This window comes from Martinezella lusitana (assembly GCF_016901135.1).
GTDB classification, from domain to species: Bacteria; Pseudomonadota; Alphaproteobacteria; order Rhizobiales; family Rhizobiaceae; genus Rhizobium; species Rhizobium lusitanum_D.
On the sequence record NZ_JAFEVL010000038.1, the window covers coordinates 1 to 932 of the forward strand.

Annotated in this window: 1 protein-coding gene; it reads left to right on the plus strand. The window is 56.8% G+C overall.

From position 1 onward, the window contains the following. Positions 1-99: 99 nt before the first annotated feature. Positions 100-932: hypothetical protein (locus tag JTP94_RS14305; protein ID WP_204851165.1), on the plus strand; the 833-nt coding region annotated here is incomplete at its 3' end.

Sequence of the window (932 nt, forward strand, 5' to 3'; positions counted from 1 at the left end):
GGCGTCTCTGGTCTCACCAAGCCGCAACCCCCGGTCCAGAAATAATCCTTCAGGCATCCGCTTTTGCGATGGCTTTCTAATAAATAGTGGAGAAGGCGGATGCCTTTTGGACTTTCACTAGGGTTGACCCTCGGGGGCGCGATACAGGGCGGTGGCTCACCTTCACCGCCGCCGCCATCGCCCGCAGCCCTTACCCTCCCGAGCGGTCAGACCAATTACGGCGGTCTCATCAATTCCGTTGGCTGGAGTGGAGCCGCAATCCGCGTCCAACGCGCCGACGCAGTTGAAATGGATATCGGCTACGACGGCAATCAAATCCTCAATACGGCGACGTTGATGGCGTTTGCCGGGAGTTCCACGGTCTATGTAACGAAAATATATAACCACGTCGGATCGATAGACTGGGTACAGAGCACGCAATCTCTGATGCCGTACATCGTCAAGAGCGGCGTTCTCGTCACGACGGCTTCCGGGTTCCCAACTATTCAGGGCGCGATGGAAGGCCGATATCTGGCTGGACCCGGTATGTTCACGCCGATGGCTGGGCAGGATTTCTCTATCACGGTCGTTGGGCAGAACAACGTCCAACAGCTTACGCCGATCTCGAACATGTTCTCTCCGATGGTCGGGATATCAACCTCGGCCGGGATTGCCACCAATTCATTCAATATGCGGTTCGGCGTCCGTAGCTCGGCGACAGGTCGTAATAGTTCTGTCGAACTCACCACGACGACGGGCAGCAATGAAATCGCCGGCAATATCGTTCCCCTGCCGAAGAGCACGACCTGCATCATGACGACGAATTGTCAGAATGCTGCGTTGACCGGCGGTCCCGGTGCTGGGTCGACCATCTACGTCAACCGCAGTCCTGCCTCCACAGTCAATAATGCCTCGCATTCACCGGCCAATCTGACGTCTGCTACGGATATCCG